At 60.6% G+C, this 23,948-nt stretch carries 22 protein-coding genes; 10 read left to right on the forward strand and 12 right to left on the reverse strand.

Annotated features, from left to right (window positions below):
• Positions 1 to 111 precede the first annotated feature (111 nt).
• The 3 genes from JTY93_RS00335 to JTY93_RS00345 are packed head-to-tail and all read right to left on the reverse strand — an operon-like array spanning position 112 to position 2,616.
• On the reverse strand, positions 112 to 885 hold the full coding sequence (locus JTY93_RS00335; RefSeq protein ID WP_205476119.1) for a MetQ/NlpA family ABC transporter substrate-binding protein: 774 nt from the start codon (positions 883 to 885) through the stop codon (positions 112 to 114).
• A 49-nt stretch (positions 886 to 934) separates the two neighbouring features.
• Positions 935 to 1,609, reverse strand: a complete 675-nt coding sequence (locus JTY93_RS00340) for a methionine ABC transporter permease (RefSeq protein ID WP_029290333.1) — start codon at positions 1,607 to 1,609, stop codon at positions 935 to 937.
• Positions 1,609 to 2,616, reverse strand: a complete 1,008-nt coding sequence (locus tag JTY93_RS00345) for a methionine ABC transporter ATP-binding protein (protein ID WP_205476118.1) — start codon at positions 2,614 to 2,616, stop codon at positions 1,609 to 1,611. Before JTY93_RS00345 ends, JTY93_RS00340 begins: the two co-directional genes overlap by 1 nt.
• A gap of 265 nt (positions 2,617 to 2,881) precedes the next feature.
• On the opposite strand from JTY93_RS00345, the gene katE reads away from it, so the two are divergent.
• Entirely contained in the window at positions 2,882 to 5,023 is a 2,142-nt protein-coding gene (gene katE, locus JTY93_RS00350; RefSeq protein WP_205476117.1) for a catalase HPII, read from the forward strand.
• A gap of 95 nt (positions 5,024 to 5,118) precedes the next feature.
• On the opposite strand, the gene JTY93_RS00355 is transcribed toward katE, so the two are convergent.
• Genes JTY93_RS00355 through zur form a run of 4 tightly spaced genes read right to left on the reverse strand, consistent with a single transcriptional unit; the run spans position 5,119 to position 7,921 of the window.
• Positions 5,119 to 5,838 (reverse strand): PA5502 family lipoprotein, encoded by a 720-nt coding sequence (locus JTY93_RS00355; RefSeq protein WP_205476116.1) that lies wholly within the window; start codon positions 5,836 to 5,838, stop codon positions 5,119 to 5,121.
• A gap of 37 nt (positions 5,839 to 5,875) precedes the next feature.
• Positions 5,876 to 6,664, reverse strand: a complete 789-nt coding sequence (gene znuB, locus JTY93_RS00360) for a zinc ABC transporter permease subunit ZnuB (protein WP_029290341.1) — start codon at positions 6,662 to 6,664, stop codon at positions 5,876 to 5,878.
• Positions 6,657 to 7,439 (reverse strand): zinc ABC transporter ATP-binding protein ZnuC, encoded by a 783-nt coding sequence (gene znuC, locus JTY93_RS00365; protein WP_205476115.1) that lies wholly within the window; start codon positions 7,437 to 7,439, stop codon positions 6,657 to 6,659. The genes znuB and znuC overlap by 8 nt, the downstream gene beginning before the upstream one ends.
• Positions 7,439 to 7,921 carry a zinc uptake transcriptional repressor Zur gene (gene zur / locus JTY93_RS00370; protein ID WP_029290345.1) on the reverse strand — a complete coding sequence of 161 codons (483 nt, stop codon included), beginning with the start codon at positions 7,919 to 7,921 and terminating at the stop codon, positions 7,439 to 7,441. Before zur ends, znuC begins: the two co-directional genes overlap by 1 nt.
• Before the next feature lie 58 nt (positions 7,922 to 7,979).
• Here zur and znuA point away from each other — a divergent pair, with 58 nt between their 5' ends.
• A complete protein-coding gene (znuA, locus tag JTY93_RS00375; RefSeq protein ID WP_205476114.1) occupies positions 7,980 to 8,909 on the forward strand; it encodes a zinc ABC transporter substrate-binding protein ZnuA in 930 nt (309 codons plus the stop codon).
• Between the two features lie 104 nt (positions 8,910 to 9,013).
• On the opposite strand, the gene JTY93_RS00380 is transcribed toward znuA, so the two are convergent.
• Together JTY93_RS00380 and JTY93_RS00385 are read right to left on the reverse strand one after the other, a co-directional pair.
• Positions 9,014 to 9,967: a homoserine kinase gene (locus tag JTY93_RS00380; protein ID WP_205476113.1), complete on the reverse strand. Its 954-nt coding sequence runs from the start codon at positions 9,965 to 9,967 to the stop codon at positions 9,014 to 9,016.
• Between the two features lie 56 nt (positions 9,968 to 10,023).
• On the reverse strand, positions 10,024 to 10,314 hold the full coding sequence (locus tag JTY93_RS00385; protein ID WP_205476112.1) for a DUF2782 domain-containing protein: 291 nt from the start codon (positions 10,312 to 10,314) through the stop codon (positions 10,024 to 10,026).
• 74 nt (positions 10,315 to 10,388) lie between these two features.
• Here JTY93_RS00385 and polA point away from each other — a divergent pair, with 74 nt between their 5' ends.
• A complete protein-coding gene (gene polA, locus JTY93_RS00390; protein ID WP_205476111.1) occupies positions 10,389 to 13,190 on the forward strand; it encodes a DNA polymerase I in 2,802 nt (933 codons plus the stop codon).
• Positions 13,191 to 13,459: 269 nt separating this feature from the next.
• Here polA and yihA read toward each other — a convergent pair whose 3' ends face one another.
• The gene (gene yihA / locus JTY93_RS00395) at positions 13,460 to 14,101 is read right to left on the reverse strand and encodes a ribosome biogenesis GTP-binding protein YihA/YsxC (protein ID WP_032862650.1); all 642 of its coding nucleotides are present in this window, start codon (positions 14,099 to 14,101) and stop codon (positions 13,460 to 13,462) included.
• A 192-nt stretch (positions 14,102 to 14,293) separates the two neighbouring features.
• On the opposite strand from yihA, the gene JTY93_RS00400 reads away from it, so the two are divergent.
• From JTY93_RS00400 to JTY93_RS00425, 6 genes are all read left to right on the forward strand, one after another.
• Entirely contained in the window at positions 14,294 to 14,584 is a 291-nt protein-coding gene (locus JTY93_RS00400) for a c-type cytochrome (RefSeq protein WP_205476110.1), read from the forward strand.
• Between the two features lie 46 nt (positions 14,585 to 14,630).
• A complete protein-coding gene (locus JTY93_RS00405; protein ID WP_205476109.1) occupies positions 14,631 to 15,245 on the forward strand; it encodes a c-type cytochrome in 615 nt (204 codons plus the stop codon).
• Between the two features lie 187 nt (positions 15,246 to 15,432).
• Entirely contained in the window at positions 15,433 to 16,068 is a 636-nt protein-coding gene (locus tag JTY93_RS00410; protein ID WP_205476108.1) for a thiol:disulfide interchange protein DsbA/DsbL, read from the forward strand.
• Between the two features lie 10 nt (positions 16,069 to 16,078).
• Complete coding sequence (locus tag JTY93_RS00415) at positions 16,079 to 16,957, forward strand: endonuclease/exonuclease/phosphatase family protein (protein ID WP_205476107.1); 879 nt, start codon at positions 16,079 to 16,081, stop codon at positions 16,955 to 16,957.
• Positions 16,954 to 19,035 carry a GGDEF domain-containing protein gene (locus tag JTY93_RS00420; protein ID WP_205476106.1) on the forward strand — a complete coding sequence of 694 codons (2,082 nt, stop codon included), beginning with the start codon at positions 16,954 to 16,956 and terminating at the stop codon, positions 19,033 to 19,035. The genes JTY93_RS00415 and JTY93_RS00420 overlap by 4 nt, the downstream gene beginning before the upstream one ends.
• Positions 19,036 to 19,124: 89 nt before the next feature.
• On the forward strand, positions 19,125 to 19,901 hold the full coding sequence (locus JTY93_RS00425) for an N-acetylmuramoyl-L-alanine amidase (RefSeq protein ID WP_205476105.1): 777 nt from the start codon (positions 19,125 to 19,127) through the stop codon (positions 19,899 to 19,901).
• A gap of 183 nt (positions 19,902 to 20,084) precedes the next feature.
• Here the strand turns inward: JTY93_RS00425 and JTY93_RS00430 are convergent, their stop codons facing one another.
• Complete coding sequence (locus JTY93_RS00430; RefSeq protein ID WP_205476104.1) at positions 20,085 to 21,872, reverse strand: KinB sensor domain-containing domain; 1,788 nt, start codon at positions 21,870 to 21,872, stop codon at positions 20,085 to 20,087.
• A gap of 10 nt (positions 21,873 to 21,882) precedes the next feature.
• Positions 21,883 to 23,229, reverse strand: a complete 1,347-nt coding sequence (gene algB, locus JTY93_RS00435) for a sigma-54-dependent response regulator transcription factor AlgB (protein WP_032862658.1) — start codon at positions 23,227 to 23,229, stop codon at positions 21,883 to 21,885.
• Positions 23,230 to 23,623: 394 nt separating this feature from the next.
• Between algB and JTY93_RS00440 the strand changes: the two genes are divergently transcribed.
• Positions 23,624 to 23,908: a hypothetical protein gene (locus tag JTY93_RS00440; protein WP_205476103.1), complete on the forward strand. Its 285-nt coding sequence runs from the start codon at positions 23,624 to 23,626 to the stop codon at positions 23,906 to 23,908.
• Positions 23,909 to 23,948 lie beyond the last annotated feature (40 nt).

A 23,948-nucleotide genomic window follows, 5' to 3' on the forward strand; every position in this document is an offset into this window, starting at 1 on the left:
GCTTGCCTGCGATAGCGTCAGGTCGGCCAGCCTTTTGGTCGCTGATCCACCGCTATCGCAGGCAAGCCAGCTCCCACATTCGATCTCCAGTGTTTTGGAGATAGTGCTCGATCAGAACGCCGGCAGAATCGCGCCTTTGTACTTCTCGTTGATGAATGCCTTCACTTCTGGGGTGTGCAGGGCTTTGACCAGCTTCTGCACAGCGTCCGAATCCTTGTTGTCCTCGCGGGTCACCAGGATGTTGACGTAAGGCGAGTCGTTGCCTTCAATCGCCAGGGCATCCTTGGAAGGGTCCAGCTTGGCTTCCAGGGCGTAGTTGGTGTTGATCAGCGCCAGGTCGACTTGGGTCAGCACACGCGGCAGGGTGGCGGCCTCCAGTTCGCGGAACTTCAGGCCTTTTTCGTTGGCGGTGATGTCCTTGATGGTCGACAGGATATCGGTCGGGTTCTTCAAGGTGATCAGGCCCTTGTTGGCCAGCAGCAACAGCGCGCGGCCGCCGTTGGTGGCGTCGTTGGGGATGACCACGTTGGCACCGTTCGGCAGGTCGGCCAGGGTCTTGTACTTGCTGGAGTATGCGCCCAGCGGCTCCAGGTGCACGCCGGCCACGCTCACAAGGTGAGTGCCCTTGGCCTTGTTGAACTCATCCAGGTACGGCTGGTGTTGGAAGAAGTTGGCGTCCAGGCGCTTCTCGGCCACTTGTACGTTCGGCTGCACGTAGTCGGTGAACACCTTGACCTTCAAGTCCACGCCTTGCGCGGCCAGGGCCGGCTTCACGAACTCAAGGATCTCAGCGTGGGGCACCGGCGTGGCGGCGACCGTCAGGGTCTCGGCGGCATGGGCGGAAAACGCGGCAACCGCGGCGAAAGCAACCAGTAGTTTTTTCATCCAACAAGCTCCTTGTTCGGGCATCTGCCGGCGGGGCCGGCAATGGCCGTTATTTTCGAGAGTAGTGTGTCACCAGCTTATCGCCGATGGTTTGCAGAATCTGTACCAGCACAATCAACATCACCACGGTGACGACCATCACGTCATCCTGGAAACGCTGGTATCCATAACGGATCGCCAGGTCGCCCAGGCCGCCGGCACCCACCACACCGGCCATGGCGGTGTAGCCCACCAGGGCAATGGCGGTCACGGTGATTGCCGCAATGATGCCGGGCTTTGCCTCCGGCAGCAGCGCCTTGGTGATGATCTGCCGGGTGGTCGCGCCCATGGCCTGGGTCGCCTCGATGATGCCGCGATCGACCTCGCGCAGGGCGGTTTCCACCAGCCGGGCGAAGAACGTCGAGGCGCCTACCACCAGCGGCGGAATCGCACCGGCCACACCAAGCGACGTGCCCGTGAGGAACACCGTGGTCGGGATCATCACAATCAGCAGAATGATAAACGGCAAGGAACGGATGGCGTTGACCACGAAGGCCAGGGCGGCATAGGTGGTCTTCTGCTCCAGCAATTGCCGTGGGCTGAACAGAAACAGCAGGATGCCCAGCGGCAGGCCCACCAGTACGGTGAAAAACAGCGAAGTGCTGAGCATCAGCATGGTGTCGCTGGTGGCCACCCAGATATCAGCCCAGTCGACGTTGTCGAAATAATGCAGTAACACGTCCATTAACGCAGGACCTCCATGTGCACATCGGCTGCGGTGAAGCGCGCGAACGCCGCTTCCATGTCACCGCCGGTGATGGCCAGGGTCAGTTGCCCGTAAGGGGTATCTTTGATGTGGTCGATGCGACCGGCAAGGATGCTGTAGTCCACACCCGTTTCGCGGGCGACGGTACCCAGCAGTGGCGCGTAGGTCGCTTCGCCCTGGAACGTCAGGCGCACGATGCGGCCCGGCACATGGGCGAACACATCGCGCTGCTCGCCTTCATCGACCTGCTCGGCTTCCTGCACAAAGCGCTTGGTGGTCGGGTGCGTGGGGTGCAGGAACACCTGGGCGACCGGACCTTGCTCGACAATCACGCCGGCATCCATTACTGCGACCTGGTCGCAGACACGGCGGATCACGTCCATTTCATGGGTGATCAGCACGATGGTCAGGTTCAGCTCGCGGTTGATCTCGGCCAGCAGTTGCAGGACCGAGGCAGTGGTCTGCGGGTCAAGGGCGCTGGTGGCTTCATCGCACAGCAGGATCTTTGGCTTGGTGGCCAGGGCGCGGGCGATGCCGACGCGCTGCTTCTGGCCGCCGGACAACTGCGCCGGGTACTTCTTGGCATGGTCGGACAGGCCAACCCGGTCCAGCAGTTCCGCCACGCGCGCATCAATCTCGCGGCGCGACAGTTCGCCCGCCAGGGTCAGCGGCAGCGCCACGTTATCGGCGACGGTCTTGGAGGCCAGCAGGTTGAAGTGCTGGAAGATCATCCCGACCTGTTGCCGGAAACGACGCAGGCCGTTGGCATCCAGGGCGGTGACTTCTTCGCCGTCGACGTTGATCTGGCCGCCCGAAGGCTCTTCCAGGCGATTGATCAGGCGCAGCAGGGTACTTTTTCCCGCGCCGGAATGGCCAATCAGGCCAAACACCTGGCCGTTCTCGACGCGCAGGCTGGTGGGATGCAGTGCGGGGATTTCCTTGCCGGCGACCCGGTAGGTTTTATGGACGTTATGAAACTCGATCACGTAGCGAACCTTGTGGGGCGCATTGAAAAGGGATCAGCGGTTAGCCGGGCGCGCATTTTAGCCTGTCCATCTAGTGTTTCTTAGCATTTATTTCGTATTCAACCAGCGATTTGGCAATAACGCGATCAAAGGTCATAAAAAAGGAACGGTAAAAAATCCCGTCAGTCACTACTTAAGCAACTCGATTTCCCGGGTGCCGTGCCCGGGGTTTTGCTCAAACGAGCCAGGGACCGCTCTGGCCTATGCAAACGAGGAGTTTTGTCTGATGAGTACCAAGAAACCCGCCATGGCGCCCAAGAGCGAGCTTGCTGGCACCGATACCCTGGACCGTGGCAACACCAATGCCAAGCTGCAAAGCCTGGAAAAATCCCGCTCCGATGCCACGGGCCAGGCGCTGCGTACCAATCAGGGGGTGAAAATCTCCGATAACCAGAACACCCTGAAAGCCGGTGCTCGCGGGCCTTCGCTGCTGGAAGATTTCATCATGCGTGAAAAGATCACGCACTTTGACCATGAGCGTATTCCGGAGCGCATCGTGCACGCCCGCGGCACTGGCGCCCATGGCTACTTCCAGACTTATGAAAACCATTCGGCGCTGACCAAGGCGGGTTTTTTGCGTGACCCTGGCCATAAAACCCCGGTGTTCACGCGTTTTTCCACGGTGCAGGGCCCGCGTGGCTCGGGCGATACGGTACGTGACGTGCGCGGTTTTGCCGTGAAGTTCTTCACCGACGAAGGCAACTTCGACTTGGTGGGCAACAACATGCCGGTATTTTTCATCCAGGACGCGATCAAGTTTCCTGACTTCGTACATGCGGTAAAACCTGAGCCGCACAACGAAATTCCTACCGGCGGCTCGGCCCACGACACGTTCTGGGATTTTGTCTCGCTGCAGCCGGAATCGGCGCACATGGTCATTTGGGCGATGTCCGACCGCGCCATTCCTAAAAGCCTGCGCAGCATGCAGGGTTTTGGCGTGCATACGTTCCGCCTGGTCAATGCCGAGGGTCAATCCAACTTCGTCAAATTCCACTGGCGGCCGACGGCGGGTACCTGCTCCCTGGTGTGGGATGAGGCGCAGAAGCTGGCCGGTAAAGATACCGATTTCCATCGTCGAGACCTGTGGGACGCCATCGAGATGGGCGATTACCCGGAGTGGGAACTGGGGGTGCAGATTATCCCCGAGGATAAGGAGCATGCCTTCGACTTCGATATCCTCGACCCGACCAAGCTGATTCCCGAAGAATTGGTGCCCATCACCCCGCTGGGCAAGATGGTGCTCAATCGCAATCCGGATAACTTCTTTGCGGAAGTCGAGCAGGTCGCCTTCTGCCCAGGCCATATCGTGCCGGGTATCGACTTCTCCAATGACCCGCTGCTGCAAGGTCGATTGTTTTCCTACACCGATACGCAGATCAGCCGTCTAGGTGGGCCCAACTTTCACCAGTTGCCGATCAACCAACCAGTAACGCCACTGCATAACAACCAGCGCGATGCCATGCACCGCAGCACCATCGACAAAGGCCGTGCAGCTTATGAGCCGAACTCCATTGACGGCGGCTGGCCGAAAGAAACGCCACCGGCGGCGCAGGACGGCGGTTTCGAGTCTTACCCAGAGCGCATCGACGCGCACAAAATCCGCGAGCGCAGTGAGTCATTCGGCGATCACTTTTCCCAGGCGCGCCTGTTTTTCAACAGCATGAGCAAGCACGAGCAGGAGCACATCATCGCGGCCTACAGCTTTGAGCTGGGCAAGGTCGAGCGTGAGTTTATCCGGGCGCGCCAGGTCAACGAGATCCTGGCCAACATCGATCTGGAGCTGGCCAAGCGCGTGGCGCAGAACCTGGGCCTGCCGGTGCCGAAAAAAGGCACCGTGCCAGTGCGCAAGACCGCGCCAGAGCGCTCGCCGGCCTTGAGCCAGGCCAACCTGCTGCCAGGGGGGATCAAGACGCGCAAGGTGGCGATCCTGGCGGCCAATGGTGTTGATGGTGCAGCCATCGCGGCGTTGAAAAAGGCGCTGGCCGCAGAAGGTGCCCATGCCAAATTGCTTGGGCCGACCTCGGCGCCGGTAACCACGGCCGATGGCAAGAGCCTGGCGGTGGATGCCTCGATGGAAGGCTTGCCGTCAGTGGCGTTCGACGCGGTGTTTGTGCCGGGTGGGGCGAAGTCGATCCAGGCATTGAGCGGCGATGGCGTGGCGTTGCATTACCTGCTGGAGGCCTACAAGCATTTGAAGGCGATTGCGTTGGCTGGTGAGGCCAAGCAGTTGCTGGAGGTGTTGAAGCTGGAGGCGGATGCGGGGTTGATTGTTGGCGGGGATGCCAAGGCGTTGAAGGCGTTTATTGCGGCGATTGCCCAACATCGGGTTTGGGAGCGCGAGCCTCGGGCCAAGGCGGTTCCAGCTTAAGTTTTTGGTTGTTTGATAGGGCGCCATCGCGGGCAAGCCCGCTCCCACATTTGAAATGTATTCCAATGTGGGAGCGGGCTTGCCCGCGATTGGGGTTAGTGCGCTTTACGCGGAATCAACACAACCTGCGCCGGAATATGCTTGAGGATCTGCCGGTGAATCTTCAGGTCGTACCCTGAATCAATCCGCTTCACTCGTTTGCTCAGCAATGTGTTCAGCCACGGATAATCCTCGGTGCGCGGCACCTGGATGCTCACATCACACTGGTAATTCACCACGTCGGTGGCGATGGCATCCAGTTGATGGCGCAATTGCTGGATATCCGTGAGGTTCAGCGCAACCGTGGTGCTTTCGGCGGTTGGATCGATCACCTTGGCCGGTGGCTTGGCTTCGGCGGCTTTGAGAGCGGCTTCGGCTTTATCCAGCTCGGCTTTGCGTGCGTGAGCAATGGCGCTGTTGACCCCGCCAGTCAGCGCCGGAGCCTTGGGCATCAAGGAACGGGCACGGCTCAAGGCAGTGGCGGCGGCGTTGACATCCCCTTTTTGCAGGACGATCTGGCTGCGCTGCAGATAGGCTTCAGCCAGTTGGCGTTGATAAGGCTCCAGCGCCGGGTCGTCGGGCGACTGGGCCTGCAGGGCGGCGAGTTGGTCTTCGGCGGTGGCCAGCTCGCTGCTGGCCAGGTTTTGTTCCAGCTGTGCAATGGCCGCAGCGCGCGCGTCCGGAACCTTGGGGGCGACGGGCGGGGTGCTTTGGCAGGCGCCCAGCAGCAGGGAAAATGCGGCAAGGAGCAGATAACGGGAGGTGAACGGCTTCATTCCTGCGACTCTCTAATTGCGCAAAAAGCGAGCAAGTCTACACCCCTCGACGGGGCAGGACAAAACTCAGCAGAAACAGTGCGGCGGCCGTGACTACAATCGACGGCCCGGCCGGGGTGTCCTTGAACCAGGACAGCGCCAGGCCACCACACACGGCAAGCATCCCCAGCAGACTGGCGCCGACCGCCATCTGTTCCGGCGAACGTGCATGACGCTGGGCGGCGGCGGCGGGGATGATCAACAGCGACGTGATCAACAATACGCCGACAATCTTCATTGCGACAGCAATCACCACGGCGATCAGCAACATCAGGGTCATGCGCAGCGCCGGCACGGGCAACCCTTCGACGGTGGCCAACTGTTCGTGGACGGTAATTGCCAGCAGCGGTCGCCACAGGGCCACCAGCAGGATCAATACCGCCGCGCTGCCGCCGAGAATCCAGGCCAGGTCCGTGGGGCTGATCGCCAGCAGGTCGCCGAACAGGTAGGCCATGAGGTCGATACGCACTTCATGCATAAAGCTCAGGACCACCAGGCCCAGGGACAGGGTGCTGGGTGCGAGGATCCCCAGCAGCGTGTCCGAAGCCAGGGGCTGGCGCTGTTGCAGGGTCACCAGCAGCACGGCGAGCAGCAGGCAGCCAACGGTCACGGCGATGGTCGGGCTGACGTCCAGCAAAAAGCCCAGGGCTACGCCGAGCAGGGCCGCGTGGGACAAGGTGTCGCCAAAATAGGCCATGCGCCGCCAGACCACGAACGAACCCAGCGGGCCCGCCACCAGCGCCAAAGCCAAGCCTGCAAGCAGGGCGTAGAGCAGAAAATCAGCCATGCTTGCAGCTATCTCCGTGGACGTGGGTATGGGGGGCCGGATCGGCAACCACGGCGCCATGCAGGTCATGGGCGTGGTCGTGATGGTGGTGGTAGATCGCCAGGCTCTGGGCATTCTTGCCGAACAGCTCGACGAAAGCCGGGTCGCCGCTGACCTGCTCCGGATGACCGGAGCAGCAGACGTGGCGGTTGAGGCATACCACCTGATCGGTGGTGCTCATTACCAGGTGCAGGTCGTGGGAGACCATCAGCACGCCGCAGCCGTGACGGTCGCGCAGGCGGGTAATCAGGCTGTAGAGCTCGGCTTGGCCGGCGACGTCGACGCCCTGTACCGGCTCATCGAGCACCAGCAGTTCGGGTTCGCGCAACAGGGCACGGGCCAGCAGGACGCGCTGCATTTCGCCACCGGAGATGCTTTGTACCGGGCTGTCGATGACCTGCTCGGCCCCGACTTCCTTGAGCGCAGCCAGGGCGCGGGTGCGGTCCACGCCGGGCACCAGGCGCAAAAAGCGCAGCACCGAAAGCGGCAAGGTCGGATCGACATGCAGTTTCTGCGGCATATAGCCGATGCGCAGCTTGGGCTTGCGCCAGACACTGCCGCTGTCGGGCTTGAGCAGGCCCAATACCGCACGCACCAGGGTGGTCTTGCCGGCGCCGTTGGGGCCGATCAGGGTAACGATTTGCCCCGGTTCGACGCTCAGGTGAATGTTGTCCAGCACGTTCTGGCCGGCGAACGTGACGCCGACCTGCTCCAGGCGGATTAGCGCAGTGCTCATCAAGCCCCCTGGCAGCCCGAACAGATGCCTACCACTTCGACGGTCTGCCCTTCGACTCGGAAGCCCACATCGCCGGCACTCTTGATGATCGCGTCGCTGATGCTTTTTTGTTCAAGCTCGATGGCGGCGTGGCATTCGCGGCAGATCAGGAACTGGCCCTGGTGCGCGTGTTCCGGGTGGTTGCAGCCGACAAAGGCGTTCAACGAGGCGATGCGGTGCACCAGACCATTTTCCAGCAAGAAGTCCAGCGCACGGTATACCGTTGGCGGCGCGGCGCGGCGGCCGTCCTGCTCGCTGAGTACGCCGAGAATGTCGTAGGCACCCAGGGGTTTGTGGCTCTGCCACACCAGTTCCAGCACCCGCCGGCGCAGGGCGGTCAGGCGCAGGCCTTGGCGTGCGCACAGGGCGTCGGCCTCTGACAGTGCGTTGTGGACGCAGTGAGAGTGGTCGTGGGGACGGCTGGCAAGCGGTGTTTTAGGCATGAGCGGCGACAGATATTTGTGAGAGACGTTATTATGTTACCCGTTCCTGTCGCCTTGAGTGCTCATCGTGTCCCGACTTTTTGCCGTTTTTGTCGTATTTGTCACCAGTTTATGGATTGCCGGGGCTGCCCAGGCCGAGGTTCGGGTGCTGACCAGCATCAAACCCTTGCAGCTGATTGCCGCCGCGGTGCAGGACGGGGTGGCGGTTCCAGAGGTGTTATTGCCGCCGGGAGCCTCGCCCCATAACTATGCATTGCGACCATCCGACGTACGGCGTGTGCAATCGGCGGATCTGCTGTATTGGATCGGCCCGGACATGGAAGGCTTCCTGCCAAGGGTGCTTAAGGGGCGTAGTTTGCCGACAGTCGCGGTGCAGGAGTTGCCGGGGCTCAAACTGCGTCATTTCGGCGAAGATAACCACTCCCATGGCGAAGAAGCCGACGACCATGATCACGATCATCGTCCGGGAAGCCTGGATGCTCACCTGTGGTTGTCGCCGGTCAATGCGCGGGTGATTGCTACAAAAATGGCGGCGGACTTGAGCGCGGCCGATCCGGCCAACGCAGCGCGCTACCAGAGCAACCTGCAAGGGTTTGATGGCCGACTGGATGCCTTGGATGTGCGCCTCAAGGCGCGCCTGGCGGGTATCGCCGGCAAACCTTACTTCGTGTTCCACGAAGCCTTCGACTACTTTGAAGATGCCTATGGCCTCAAGCATACCGGCGTATTCAGCGTGGCCGCCGAAGTGCAACCCGGCGCCCAGCATGTGGCGGCGATGCGCACGCGCTTGCAGGAAGTGGGCAAGACCTGTGTGTTCAGCGAGCCGCCATTGCGCCCGCGCCTGGCCGAAACCCTGGTGGCGGGCCTGCCGGTGAAACTGGCGGAATTGGATGCCCTGGGCGGCTACACCCCGGCAACCGCTCAAGGCTACGAGCAGTTGCTGGAGAAGCTGGGTAATGATTTGGTTGGGTGCCTGGAGTCACTGTAGGCACAGCGCCAAACCAATGTGGGGGGCTTGCTCGCGAATGCGGTGTGTCAGTCACCCGCTACTTGGCTGACACACCGCATTCGCGAGCAAGCCCGCTCCCACATTTAGAGGGCGAGCGGCAGTTGGAGAGTGACCTGCTGGCGCTGCTCCAGCCGCTGCTGGAACTCCACCGGATCGTGAATCAACACGTCCTGCCCGGCAAACGTCTCTGCGGCAATCAGGCGTGACAGCCAGAACCGCACACAAGCTACGCGCAACATAGTCGGCCACAGTTCGGCTTCCCCGGTGCTGAACGGCCGCAATGCCGCGTAGGCCCCCAGCAGCGCCCGGGCGCGGTGGCCGTCAATCACCCCAGCGTCGTCCGAGCACCAGTCATTCAGGGCAATCGCCACGTCGTACAGCATCGGGCCGGAGCAGGCGTTGTAGAAGTCGATCAACCCGGTCAGATGGGTGCCTTCGAACATCGCGTTGTCGCGAAACAGGTCGGCGTGGATGTTGGCCCGGGGCAGTGTGAGGATGTGGGCCTTGTGCTGCTGGATTTCATCCAAGGCCGCTTGCAGCAGGCTCTGTTGCTCAGCATCGAGGTGCGAGATCAGTTGCGCGCCTTCGTCGAGCATCCAATCCAGCCCGCGATCGGTCTTGCGCTCCAGCACCTTGTCGCCCTGGGTGGCCAGGTGCAGGTGAGCGAGCAATTCACCCACTTGCACGCAGTGCTGGGCGTTGGCGTCCTTGATGTGCTTGCCCGCCAGGCGCGGTTGCAGCAGCGCCGGCTTGCCTGCCAATTCGCGCAGGGCCACGCCTTCGGTGGTGCGCAGGGCATAGGGCACGGGCAGGTCGGCGTCGTGGAGTACGTCCAGCAGTTTGATGAAGAACGGCATTTCGTCCACTGGGCCGCGTTCAACCAGGGTCAGGACAAATTCGCCCTGTTCCAGGCTGATAAAGAAGTTGGTGTTTTCGCTACCAGCGGCAATCCCCTGGAAATCGAGCAGGCGGCCGAGCCCATAAGGGGCGAGAAAGGTTTCCAGCTCGGGCCGAGCCAGGGGGGTGAACACAGACATGGTTAAAACTGCCAGTACGGGCGCCGCGGGCCGCAGCGCCGATTGAAATTAAGAAATCATTTCCATTCGAAGATCTTCCATGACGGGATCAGCATATCCGGCTGGTCCGAGCGGATGAAGTTGGCATCGGTTCCGTCCGCGCGCACCAGGAAATACGGGGGCGCGCCTTTCGGGGTGATCTTGATCGCATACAGGAAACCATTTTGGCGGTACTCCTGGATGGTTTTATCGCCTTCCGTGCGAATGGTGACTTCCGGAGCACCCGAGGGAGCATCGTCTGCCGCCATGGCAGCCATCGGAGCGAGTGCAATCAAGCCGGTCAACAGCAGGCGATTGAATGTGCGCATGATAACCTTGTCCCTTTGTTGTCATTGGTCCGGCTATTCTAGCGCCTGACCCGCCGAAAAGGTTGATCCTGCTCATGAGCCAAGCCCCCCTCGTCCTGGTGGACGGTTCTTCATATCTGTATCGCGCCTTCCACGCGCTGCCGCCGTTGACCACGTCCAAAGGCCTGCCGACCGGTGCGGTCAAGGGCGTGTTGAACATGCTCAAAAGCCTGCGCAAGCAGTACCCGGACAGCCCGTTCGCGGTGGTGTTCGACGCCAAGGGCGGGACATTTCGCGATGACATGTACGCCGAATACAAGGCCAACCGCCCGAGCATGCCCGATGACATGCGCGTGCAGATCGAGCCGCTGCACCAGAGCGTGATTGCCTTGGGCTTCCCGCTGCTGTGTGTCGAAGGCGTTGAGGCGGACGACGTGATCGGCACCCTGGCCCGCAGCAGCGCAGCCGCTGACCGACCGGTGGTGATTTCTACCGGTGACAAGGACATGGCGCAACTGGTCGACGGGCACATTACCTTGGTCAACACCATGACCGGTAGTGCGATGGACATCGACGGCGTTAAGGAGAAATTCGGCGTCGCTCCCGAGCAGATCATCGACTACCTGGCACTGATGGGCGATTCCTCCGACAACATCCCAGGCGTTCCGGGGATTGGTCCTAAGACTGCTTCGGGCTTGCTGGTAGGTGTGAACGGCGGCCTTAAAGAGCTTTACGAGCAGCTCGATATTGTTCCGACCTTGCCGATTCGTGGGGCCAAGACCCTGCCGGCCAAGTTGGAAGAACATAAAGAGATGGCATTCCTGTCCTACCAGTTGGCGACCATCAAGGTCGACGTGCCACTGGATGTCGGGCTGGAAGATTTGCACCTGATCGAACCGGACCGCGAGAAGCTGCTGGAGCTGTACACCCTGCTGGAGTTCAAGAGTTGGATCGATGAGATTCAGCGCGATGCCAAGCGGGTCGAGCTTAAGGCTGCTGCCGACGTAGCACCGGTGCAGTCTTCGGCTGAGCCTGAGGCCGCAGAGACGCTGGCGCCGGTCCAAGCACAGTACGAAACCATCCTCGACCAGGCCCGTTTTGACGTCTGGCTGAAAAAGCTCAATGACGCGAAGTTGATTGCCTTCGATACCGAAACTACTGGCGTCGATGCCCAGCAGGCGCAACTGGTAGGGGTTTCGTTTGCCGTACAGGCCAATGAAGCGGCCTACATCCCGCTGACCCATTCCTACATCGGCGTGCCCGAGCAACTGGACCGCGATACAGTCCTGCTGGCCTTGAAGCCGCTGCTGGAAGACCCGCAAAAGCTCAAGGTCGGCCAGCACGCCAAGTTCGACATGAATATCCTGGCCAATTGCGCCATCGGCGGCGACCCGGCACACGGCATCACCGTGCGCGGCATCGCATTCGACACCATGCTTGAATCCTACGTGCTGAATTCCACCGCGACCCGCCACGACATGGACAGCCTGGCCAAAAAGTATCTGGAGCATGACACCGTCAGTTTCCAGGACATTGCCGGCAAAGGCGCCAAGCAACTGACCTTCGACCAGATTCCGTTGGAGCAGGCCGGCCCTTACGCCGCCGAAGACGCCGATGTGACCCTGCGCCTGCACCTGGCACTGCACGCACAACTCGCGGCACTGCCGAGCCTGGCCAGTGTGCTGACGGATATCGAGATGCCATTGGTGCCGGTGCTGGCACGCATCGAGCGTCAGGGCGCTTTGGTGGATGCCGCACTGTTGGGCGTGCAGAGCATCGAGCTGGGCAACAAGATGGTGGAACTGGAGCGCCAGGCGTATGAGATCGCCGGAGAGGAGTTCAACCTCGGCTCGCCCAAGCAATTGGGGGCGATCCTCTACGAAAAGCTCGGCCTGCCGGTATTGAAGAAAACCGGCAAGGGCCAGGCCTCGACCGCCGAAGAAGTCTTGGCCAAGTTGGCCGAAGATGACTTCCCGCTGCCTAAGGTATTGATGCAGTACCGCAGCATGAGCAAGCTCAAGAGCACCTACACCGACCGCTTGCCAGAGCAGATCAACCCGCGTACCGGGCGGATCCATACCTCTTACCACCAGGCTGTGGCGGCCACTGGGCGCCTGTCGTCCAGTGATCCGAACCTGCAGAACATCCCGGTGCGGACCGCCGAAGGCAGGCGGATCCGCCAGGCGTTCGTCGCGCCCAAAGGTTACAAGCTGCTGGCGGCGGACTATTCGCAGATCGAGCTGCGGATCATGGCGCACCTGTCCAAGGACGAGGGCTTGCTGAACGCGTTCCGCGACAACCTCGATGTGCACACGGCCACGGCGGCCGAGGTGTTCAAGGTCGAGTTGGGCGAGGTCACGTCCGATCAGCGCCGCAGCGCCAAGGCGATCAACTTCGGCCTGATCTACGGTATGGGCGCGCAGAAGCTGGGCAAGGATATCGGTGTCGATACCAAGACCGCCAAGGCTTATATCGATGTGTACTTCGCCCGTTACCCAGGGGTGCGCGAATACATGGAGCGCACCCGTGCCCAGGCTTCGGATCAAGGTTATGTAGAAACCCTGTTCGGGCGCCGGCTGTACCTGCCGGACATCCACTCCAACAAACCCCAGGAGCGCGCGGGCGCCGAACGTACCGCGATCAACGCGCCGATGCAGGGCACGGCCGCCGATATCATCAAGAAGGCGATGGTCAAGGTCGACAACTGGCTGACAGAGTCAGGGCTGGACGCCAAGGTCATCCTGCAGGTGCACGACGAACTGGTGGTCGAGGTCCGTGAAGACCTGGTGGCGCAAGTCAGCGAGAAGATTCGAGAGCACATGAGCGGTGCTGCGAAACTGGACGTACCGCTGCTGGTTGAAGTTGGGGTGGGTGATAACTGGGACGAAGCGCACTGATCATACGGCGTTGCTGCGGCATCAAGTCGCAGCGACGCCTATAGGTCGGAAATCGCTGACGGTTATTTCCAATAGTTTTCGCGGGCGCCGGAACTTAACCCATGAAAAGTCACTCAGAGTTACTGAATGGGTGGTGAAGCCCTTCAATGCTCCTATGTTGTGTTAAGTGTTGGCAGATATCTGGACCCCGCCCTAGCGGTCCGGAGTACTTAGATCCCGAACTTCCTCTCCCCATACGAAGTTCGGGATTTTTTTTGCCCGCAACAACGTCACTCGGCGATTTCTGCACCCTTGTCCGCCAACTCCATCCAGCCTGCCAGCACGGTATAGGCGTCTTCCAGGCCCATGCGCTTGGGCGCCGAGAACAGCTGGATGGTGATCGCATCACCCCAACCCTTACGGATTTCGGCCTGCACTTTGAGCAAGGTGTTCTTGGCGGCGCCGTAGGTCAGCTTGTCGGCCTTGGTCAGCAAAATGTGCATCGGCATGCCGCTGGCAACCGCCCAATCGAGCATCAACAGGTCGAAATCGGTCATTGGATGACGGATGTCCATCATCAGAATCAGACCTTTCAGACTCTCGCGGCCACCCAGATAGGCTTCCAGGTGACGCTGCCAGTGCAGCTTCAGTGGGATAGGTACTTTTGCGTAACCGTAGCCCGGGAGGTCGACCAGACGCCGATCATCGTCTAGCTTGAAGAAGTTGAGCAGCTGTGTGCGACCTGGGGTTTTCGAGGTGCGGGCCAGGCTGGCATGGGTCAGGGTGTTGAGCGCGCTGGATTTACCGGCGTTGGAGCGCCCGGCGAAGGCCACTTCAAAGCCTTCGTCGTCGGGGCATTGGTCGACTTTGGCGGCGCTGAGCATGAAGGTGGACTGTTGGCACAGACCGAGGATGGGGTTCTTGAGTTGCATGGGATTTCCGATGTGGGCGGTGCCGGGAATGGGTGCGGCAAGTAGTGTCGTTCCCGTTTCAGTAGCGCCAGTATATAATGCCGCAGATTTTGTGTGTGCTTTGTCCCAGCGAAGGATGAAGTTCACGGGAGCGATAGACCTTTATTGCGCATTAGAACGCAAAACGCTTCCAAACCCTGAAAAGGTCGACGTATGACCAAGTGGCTGCTAGCTGTCGGTGTCCTGGTACCACTTTACAGTGCGCAGGCTACACAGGATCCGGAAGCTATGTACAACCGCGTTTGCGCGGCATGCCATGCCGGACAGCTGCCAACGGCCCCCAGGCGGGGTGACCAGGCAGCGTGGGCGCCGAGACTGGCGCAAGGTATGGATACGCTGGTGCAGCACGTGACCCAGGGTTTCAAGGCGATGCCGCCGCGTGGTTTATGCATGGAATGCCGTGCCGAGGATTACCAGGCCATCATTCTTTTGATGAGCGAGTAGACCCGGTTCATAACTCTATAACCTTTAGCCGTAATTGGATTAGCTGATGAACAAATTGATCGTGAGTCTGCTGTTGACCTTGGGCATCACTGGTGTTGCCCATGCTGCAGGTGACGCTACTGCTGGCCAGACAAAGGCCGCCGTATGTGGTGCCTGCCATGGACCGGACGGCAACAGCCCGGCACCCAACTTCCCAAAACTGGCGGGTCAGGGTGAGCGTTACCTGACCAAGCAGATGCACGACATCAAGGACGGCAAGCGCCAAGTCCTGGAAATGACCGGCATGCTGACCAACCTCAGCGATCAGGACCTGGCGGATATCGCGGCGTATTTCGCCAGCCAGACCGGCAGCGTGGGTGCTGCCGATAAAGCGTTGGTCGAGCGCGGCGAAGCACTCTTCCGTGGCGGCAACCTGGAAAAAGGCCTGCCTGCCTGTACCGGCTGCCACTCCCCGGATGGGTCGGGTAACGCGGCAGCAGGCTTCCCGCACCTGGGTGGCCAGCACGCCCAGTACATTGCCAAGCAATTGACCGATTTCCGCAAGGAAGAAGCCGGCCGTGCCAACGATGGCGATGCCATGACCATGCGCACCATCGCCCGCAAACTGAGCGATGAAGACATTGCAGCGGTAGCCAGCTACATCCAGGGCCTGCATAAGTAAGGCGCGGATGACCTGACGTTGCCCGTGCAACGTTAACGCTCGATTAATCCGTCGATGCAAGCATAAAAAGGGTGGCTGAGGCCGCCCTTTTTTGTGGCCGCTACCGTTACACTAACGAACTCATGCCCGTGTAGACCTGTCATAAAAAAGGTCGCGCGAGGCGACTTTATTTGTCCAGGAGTAAAGCATGCGTAATCTGATCCTCAGCGCCGCTCTCGTCACTGCCAGCCTGTTCGGCATCACCGCGCAAGCCGCCGACGTGCCGCTTGAAGCGGGTAAGACCTATGTTGAATTGGCCAGTCCGGTGGCCGTTTCGGTGCCGGGCAAGATCGAAGTCGTAGAGCTGTTCTGGTATGGCTGCCCGCATTGCTATTCCTTTGAGCCAACCATCAATCCATGGGCCGAGAAGCTGCCGTCGGATGTGAACTTCAAGCGTATCCCAGCCATGTTCGGCGGCCCTTGGGATGCCCACGGCCAGATGTTCCTGACCCTGGAAGCCATGGGTGTGGAGCACAAGGTCCACAATGCCGTGTTCGAAGCTATCCAGAAGGATCGCAAGCCGCTCACCAAGCCTGATCAAATGGCCGACTTCCTCGCCACCCAGGGCGTGGACAAGGACAAGTTCCTCGCCACGTTCAACTCCTTCGCTATCCAGGGCCAGATCAAGCAGGCCAAGGAACTCGCGCAGAAATACGGCGTGCAAGGTGTTCCAACCCTGATCGTCAACGGCAAATACCGCTTCGACCTGGGCTCCACCGGCGGTCCTGCACAGACTCTCAACGTTGCCGACCAGTTGATCGCCAAAGAGCGCGCAGCCAAGTAAGGGGCTCGCCATGCGTCGCTGGGGTACAGAACGAGTCGTTGGCCTGCGTGATCCGCAGGTCAACGAACACCATCTCGCGTCCACCGGCCTGCCGGCGGACAGCCGGCTGCGCTTGCTGAGCTTCAATATCCAGGTCGGCATCAGTACCGAAAAGTACCGTCACTACCTGACCCGTGGCTGGCAGCATTTGCTGCCCCACACGGGGCGGGCCGGCAATCTGCAAAAGATTGGCGACCTGCTGGGCGACTTCGACCTGGTGGCCCTGCAGGAGGCCGATGGTGGCAGCCTGCGTTCGGGCTACATCAATCAGGTCGAGCATCTGGCCCAGCTTGGTGCATTCCCCTATTGGTACCAGCAACTCAATCGCAACCTCGGCCGTTTGGGCCAGCACAGCAATGGTGTGCTCAGCCGCTTGAAACCGTGGGCGATTGAGGACCACCCCTTACCCGGCCCCAAAGGGCGTGGGGCAATTCTCGTGCGTTTTGGCGAAGGCCCCGAGGCGCTGGTGGTGGTCATGATGCACCTGGCGCTGGGGGCGCGTACCCGAACCATGCAGTTGGCCTACATCCGTGAGCTGATTGGCGGTTACAAACACCAGGTGCTGATGGGGGACATGAACACCCACGCCAGTGACCTGTTGGAGAATTCCCCGTTGCGCGACCTCGGGCTGCTGGCGCCGCAGGTCGAAGCCACTTTCCCCAGCTGGCGCCCGCAACGCTGTCTTGACCACATCCTGTTAAGCCCGACCCTGACCCTGGAAAGCGTGCAGGTGCTGGCCCAACCCATTTCCGATCACCTGCCGGTCGCGGTAGAGATTCGTCTGCCGGGTTCGCTCACGGCTGATGCATTACCCGCGTTGAGCCCTGGCCCTCGCGGATCCCTTGCATGAGCGACGAAGCCCAGCGCTGGAAAGAGAAATACCTGTTAAGCATCGAGCAGCAAGAAAAGCTCGAGCGCCGTTGGGCTGCGCGCCTCGACTTGCTGCGCCGTGGGCTGGTGCGCAGCACGCTGGCAGCCGAAGGCACGGATCGGGCTGTCGACCAGTGTATGAAAGAGATGCGCGATGTGGTGCGCAGCGATGATATGGACGCCGCGCTCGCCGCTCTGTTGCCGCGCCTGGAAAAGGCCGTGCTGGATTCCGAGCAGCGCCGTGAAACGCGGGTTGATCAGATCAGTACGGCGCTGACCGCGCTGGTAACGCAATTGCAGGCGCTGCCCTTGCCGCGGGAAGTCAGTCGCCCGCTGAAGAATTTCGCCAAGCAGTTGGACAGCCGCGTCGGCCAGGCGCGCGAGATTCCCCTGCTGCTCAGTGAGTTGAGCGGGCTTCAAGGGCAGGCCCTGAGCAATCTTGAGTCGGATGACGAACCTGCTCGCCCAGGCCTGTTGCAGCGCCTGTTTGGTGGCAAGGAGACAGGTACAGAGGTTGAGCCGGTTGAGTCCGCTGTTTCCCCGGCCGCCCGGCCAAACCCTGCGGTAGAAGCCAGCCCGGCCGCCCAGGTGGTTGAGGATGCTCCGGAACTGGCACAGGCGCTGCGTGCCTTTGCGCCACCAGCCCAGGCACCGCAGCGCCCGGTGCCGGAGGTCACGCCTGTAGCGATGACTGTTGCGCCCGGGATCGATATCGAAGAGCGCGTGGCAACAGCGCCGCAGGCTGCCGCGGCCCGGTTGTTGCCCGTTGAGAGGCCTGCCGTGGTCGTCGAAACACTGGAGCAGCGCCAACCTGTCGAAGTCATTCTTGCCCCGCAGCCTGACCCTGCCCCTGCAGTGGCAGCAGCGCCGCAGGCCGAGCCAGAGGCGCCGCAGCCGACGGCGATCGGCAGCCTGTCGCTACCGCCGGTGCTGGATGATGAATCGGTAGACATTGATCCTGACGCGATGGATGCCGAGGTGCTGTACGCCCTGCCCGACTCGCCTGAGCCATCCTACAGTTCTGTCGCCAAACATATCGAAGACACCCTGCTCGGCCTGTTGGGCGACCTCGACCTGCCCGAGCATCATCGACCCCAGGCCGAAGCCATGCGCGAACGCTTGGCTCACGGGTTGAACTGGTACGAACTGCTGCCGATCCTCGATGACCTTGCGGTATTGATGCTGGCCATTACCGATAGCGGCCAGCATGAGTTCGAAGCCTACCTCAAGCGCCTCAACGAACGGCTGGAAACCTTCCAGAGCAATCTGCAAGCGGCCAGTGACGGGCACGCCGACAGCCGCAGCGCCGCGCGCGAGATGGATACGCAGATCCGTGAGCAGATGGACGGCTTGCAAAGCAGCGTCCAGGACGCGGCTGATCTCGATGACCTCAAGCAAGTGCTGGAGAGTCATCTTGAGGGACTGTTGGGCGCCATGGATGAGCATCAAAAGCAGCGTGACCAGCGCGAACATGAAGTGGCCGCACGGCTGCAGGGGTTGGCCGAGCGGGTGGCGAGCATGGAGCAGGAGGCCCAGGGTTATCGTGATCACCTCGAGGTCCAGCGCCAGAAAGCGCTGATCGACCCGCTCACCGGCTTGGCCAATCGGGCAGCCTGGAGCGAACGCCTGGAGTACGAGGTCAATACCTGGCATCAACAGGGCAACAGTCTGTCACTGGCGATGCTGGACCTTGACCACTTCAAGCGCATTAACGACAGCTACGGCCATCTGGCGGGCGACAAGGTGCTGAAGATCATCGCCAATGTGTTGAGCAAACGCCTGCGGCCGACGGATTTCATCGCGCGGTTTGGCGGAGAGGAGTTTGTCTTGCTGATGCCGGATTCGGCGCTGGGCGATGCGCTGGAACTCGGAGAACGCCTGCGGGCAGCAATTGAGGCGTGCCCGTTTCACTTCAAGGGCGAGCGGGTGACCATCACCATGTCCATCGGTATGGCGCAGTTCCAGCCCGGCGAGCGCAGCGACCTGGCACTCAAGCGCGCGGACGAGGCGTTGTATCGGGCCAAGGCGGCGGGACGCAATCAGGTGCAGGCGGCCTGAAAAGTTGTTCCATTTTGTAAGCCAGCCGCTGATCGGCAAACGGTACGTTACACTGTTGCATTATTGTCTTTAGCGTACTGCCTGTTGCCATGAAATTTCTAGTTGCTGCTCTGCTGTTCCTTACGCTCGCCGGCTGTGCGAGTGGCCCGCGCCTGGATACCAGCCACCCGTCGGTGAATTTCGATAACCGTATCCAGTTCGTCGTCCTGCACTACACCGCTACCAGCCTTCAAGGTTCGCTGGCGCTATTGACCAAAGGCCAAGTCAGCAGCCACTACCTGATTGGCGACGATGCCCGTGCGACCATCTATAAGCTGGTGGATGAAGAAAAGCGTTCCTGGCACGCCGGGGAAAGTGAGTGGATGGGGCGTACCTGGCTCAACTCCAGCTCCATTGGTATCGAGATCGTCAACCCGGGCTACCGCGATACACCTACCGGGCGGGTCTGGTACCCGTACTCCGAAGCGCAGGTTCAGTCCCTGGTGACCTTGCTCAAGGACATTAGCCAACGTAACCGGATCAACCCCAAGTTCATTATCGGTCATAGCGATATCGCTCCCGGTCGCAAACTCGATCCAGGCCCCTTGTTCCCGTGGAAGCGCCTGGCGGATGAAGGCTTGGGGATCTGGCCCGAGGCCCAGGCGGTTGCGCGGTATCAGGTCGAGTACGCCAGGCAGTTGCCAAGCATTACCTGGTTCCAGGAAGAGTTGGCACGCTTGGGGTATTCCACGCCGCAGACCGGCGAGCTGGATGTGGTGACGCGGCGTGTGCTGGCCGCGTTCCAGATGCGCTTCCGGCCGGCTCTGTACGACGGCACGCCGGATGCGCAAAGCGCAGCGATCCTGCGGGTGTTGAATCACCGCTAAGCGCAGACCCCCTGTGGGAGCGGGCTTGCTCGCGAATGCGGTGTATCAGTCAACATATCCATCACTGATCCACCGTATTCGCGAGCAAGCCCGCTCCCACATTTGATCTTCGCTGCTTTGGGCATTGCGTTCGCTTAACTGAACGGCATTAGGACAAGCCCGCTTGCCACGACAGTCTCTTAGTTACAGCGGCAACGCCATATAGAACTGCGTACCCTGCCCTGGCCGGGAATAAACCCCCATGCGGCCACCGTGCAACTGCACGATCTCCTTGCACAGCGCCAGCCCCAGGCCGGCGCCGCCTTTCTTGCGACCTACCTGGACAAAAGGCTCGAAAATCCTGCCCTGCTGGCCGTAGGCGATGCCTTCGCCATTGTCCTCGACGCTGATGATCAGCCGTTCGCCATGGCGCCGCGCCTGCAGGCGAATCTGCCCGCCTTCGCTGGTATGGCGCAGAGCATTGCCGAGCAGGTTGTCCAGGACCCGCTCCAATTGCGCTTGGTCGGCATGCAACCTGGGCAGTTGCGCTTGCGCTTCTACCAGCAGGTCGATGTTTTGTGCATTCGCCAGTTCGGCAAAACGCGTACGGGCATGTTCAAGCAGATCATTGATGTCGCAAGGCGCCAGGGTGAGTTTTTGCAGGCCGTTCTGATAGCGGGAAAAGTTGAGCAGGTCGTTGATCAACTGCATCAGGCGCTGCATTTCTTCGTTGACCGTATTCAACAGGTCGGCTTCGCGAGACTCAGGAGGGAATTTCGCCCGTTCCTGGAACAGGCCGAACGCCATGTGCATGCCGGTGACTGGCGTACGCAATTCATGGGAGGCGCGCAGTACAAATTCGCTGCGCACCCGTTCGAAGGCCCGTTGCTCGGTAACGTCGTGCAGCACCATCACGGCGCCGAGAATATGCCCTTGGTGGTGGCTGACGGGCGTCATGCTGTAGGTCAACAGGCGCGATTCGCCCTCGACTTCCACTTCCAGGTCGTCAGGTGCGCGTTCCAGGTTGCCGCCACGCAGCACCAGATGCAGTTGCTCATCCAGTTCGGGGCGTTGCAACGCATCACCCAGGCCCTGCCCCAGGCGGCTCTCGTCCCAGCCCAACTGGCGCTGAGCGACCGGGTTGAGGTGTTCCAGGTGCCCTTGGCGGTCGATCATCAGCAAACCGTCGTCGATGCTGTCGAGTACGGCCTGCAAGCGTTGCTGGCCGGCGAGCAATTCGTCGACATTGGTTGCCTGATGCTGACGCAGGGCTTCGGCCATGATGCCAAAGCGTCGGGTCAGCTGGTTCATTTCGGCCGCCGAAGAAATCGGCAAGGTGACATCAAAATTCCCCTGGCCAATTTTATCGGCCGCCTTGGCCAGGGCTTCGATGGGCCCGCCAAAGCGCCGGGCAATGCCATGGGCGGTGATGAAGCCGATGATCAGTATCGCCAGGCCCACCAGCCCGAGCAGCCCGGCAATCCACAGGGCGCGTTCGCGAGACTGGCTTTCGGTGTCGCTGATGTTTTCCAGTGCTCTTTTATGTTCGCTGATCAGCCCATTGCGCAAGACGTTGAAGCTGGTGGTGAGTTTTTCGTTGTTGCGCAGGGACGGCGGCGTACTTTCGTTTTCTTCGAACGCCTCAAGGAACGTCAAGTAATCGGCCTTGGCTTGAGAGAAGCCGCCGACCCTGGAAACACTCATTTCGTGGGCGACGCCCTCGTCCAACAGCTTGAAGTACTGTTGCTTGGCCTTGTTCAGCGCCACGGGCTCAGGGGTGTCGTTGAGCATCAGAATCAGCTGGTCACCCAGGCTCTGGCGCAGCTTGAGCCCCAGGTCCAAGGTGATGAAGTTGCTGCGGATCAAGGACTCCTGGGTCTTGGCCATTTGCATGACACTCACCAGCCCCAGCAGCAACCCGAGCAGCGCCACGGTGATCAGCGCAGAAATGCTCAGGAACAGCCGCGTGCGCAGTTTCATCGCCAGCTTCATAAGGTACAGCTCACAGGTTGTATTGCTTGCGTTTGCGATACAGCGTCGACGCATCGATGCCCAGGGTTTTGGCCGCCTGGTCCAGGGTGTCGCTGGTGGCCAGAACGGCGCCGATATGGGCCTTTTCCAGTTCATCCAGGCTCAACGCCGCACCGATGCGTGGTGAATTATTGGTCGGCTGCTCGGCCATTCCCAGATGGCTGATTTCGACCTTCTCTTGGGCACAGATGATGCTCGCCCGTTCCACGACGTTGCGCAGTTCGCGGATATTGCCCGGCCAACGGTAGTTCAGCAGGGCTTCACGGGCCTCATCGCTAAAGCCGCGAGCCGGCCGCGCATACTCTTTGACGAAGCGCGCGAGGAAGCGGTCGGCGAGGGCGAGGATATCTTCGCTGCGTTCGCGCAGGGGCGGCAGGTGCAAGGTGATGACGTTGAGGCGATACAGCAAGTCTTCGCGAAAACGCCCGTCGCGCACCATGTCTTCCAGGTTCAGGTTGGTCGCCGCCAGGATGCGTACATCGGCGCGTCGGGTGACTGGGTCGCCGACCCGTTCATATTCCTTGTCCTGGATAAAACGCAGCAACTTGGGTTGCAACGTCAGGGGAAAGTCGCCGATCTCGTCGAGAAACAGGGTGCCGCCATCGGCTTGGTTGACCCGGCCCAAGGTGCTTTCGCTGGCGCCGGTAAAGGCGCCGCGGCTGTGGCCGAACAGTTCGCTTTCCATCAGTTCGGCAGTCAGGGACGGGCAGTTGATAGTGACGCAGGACTTCTTCGCTCTTTTGCTCCAGCCATGAATAGCCCGGGCCAGTTCACCTTTACCAGTGCCGGACTCGCCGAGGATCAGGATATTGGCGTCGGTGCCGGCCACTTGGCGGGCGGTCTCCAGCACCACCATCATCGACGGGCTATGGGAGTCGAGGCCATCCTTGGGTTGGCGCACTTCGCCTTCCAGCGCTTCCAGGCGCGCCGACAGTTGACGTACCTCCAGTTGCTTGGCGGTGGCCAGGCGTAATTGGTCCGGGCTGCAAGGCTTGACCAGGTAATCGGCCGCGCCTGCCTGGATCGCATCCACGGCCGTATCGACGGCCGAATGCGCGGTGACGATCACCACACGCATCCAGGGAGCCTGGATACGCATCTGCGCCAATACATCCAGGCCATTGTCTTCGCCCAGGCGCAGGTCCAGGAAGCACAGGTCGAACACCTGGCGTTGCAACAGTGCATCGGCCTGGGCCGCGCTGTTGGCGGTGGCCACGGTATAGCCTTCATCTTCCAGGCAGTAACGGAAGGTGCGGAGGATTGCAGACTCGTCGTCCACTAAAAGAATGCGGCCTTGAAGTTCCTTGGCTGATTCCATCTGTCCCGCGCTCCTTAAAATAAGAATGATTGATCTTGGTTAGTCCCGGAATAATCGGGCAAGTTGCATGGTTTATTCTGATTGATTAAAAGCCCTATCGCGCAGCTATCTGAGACCCTTCCTACTTATATGCCTAGGCAGCGCGTTTTGACCCTTCTTGACCCTTCGGCAGTCCTACAGCTCGCTCCGATCCCTCGATCCGACCAATGACCATCGTGCATTTCGCACGGTGAGGATAGGCGCATCGTGCAGGATGCTGCTGGGAAGAAACTGGGGGATATTCTAAGTAGCTGATTTTATTGATTTTTATCTGATTAAAAAACTGGCATGCACTCTGCAATACCTCTCCTACAAGCGTGATAACGAACAAAACACCCTGCGGGAGATATTCAGGATGACTCGCCAAAGCCTCAAGCCATTGCGTGTATCGCCACTGCGCCTTCAACAGGGTCTGTTCGCCAGCCTCGCCTTGATGGTGACGTTGATCGGTGGTCAGCAATTGCAGCATTGGCAGGAGAGCCAGCAGTCCGCCCCGCAGTTCGAACGCGCACCCATGACGCAGACCCATTTCCGTGCCGTTGGCAGCAGCAGCGCTGACGTCACAGCCCCACGCATGATGGCGGTTGAGCAGGACATTGCCCTGTATGACGAACCGGTCCAGGAACGTTGGGTGTTCTAGGCACGAACCTGCCGCCCCGTTGGGTGCGACAGGATGGCTA

Origin of the sequence: Pseudomonas hygromyciniae, assembly GCF_016925675.1 — a bacterium.
Classification (GTDB): domain Bacteria; phylum Pseudomonadota; class Gammaproteobacteria; order Pseudomonadales; family Pseudomonadaceae; genus Aquipseudomonas; species Aquipseudomonas hygromyciniae.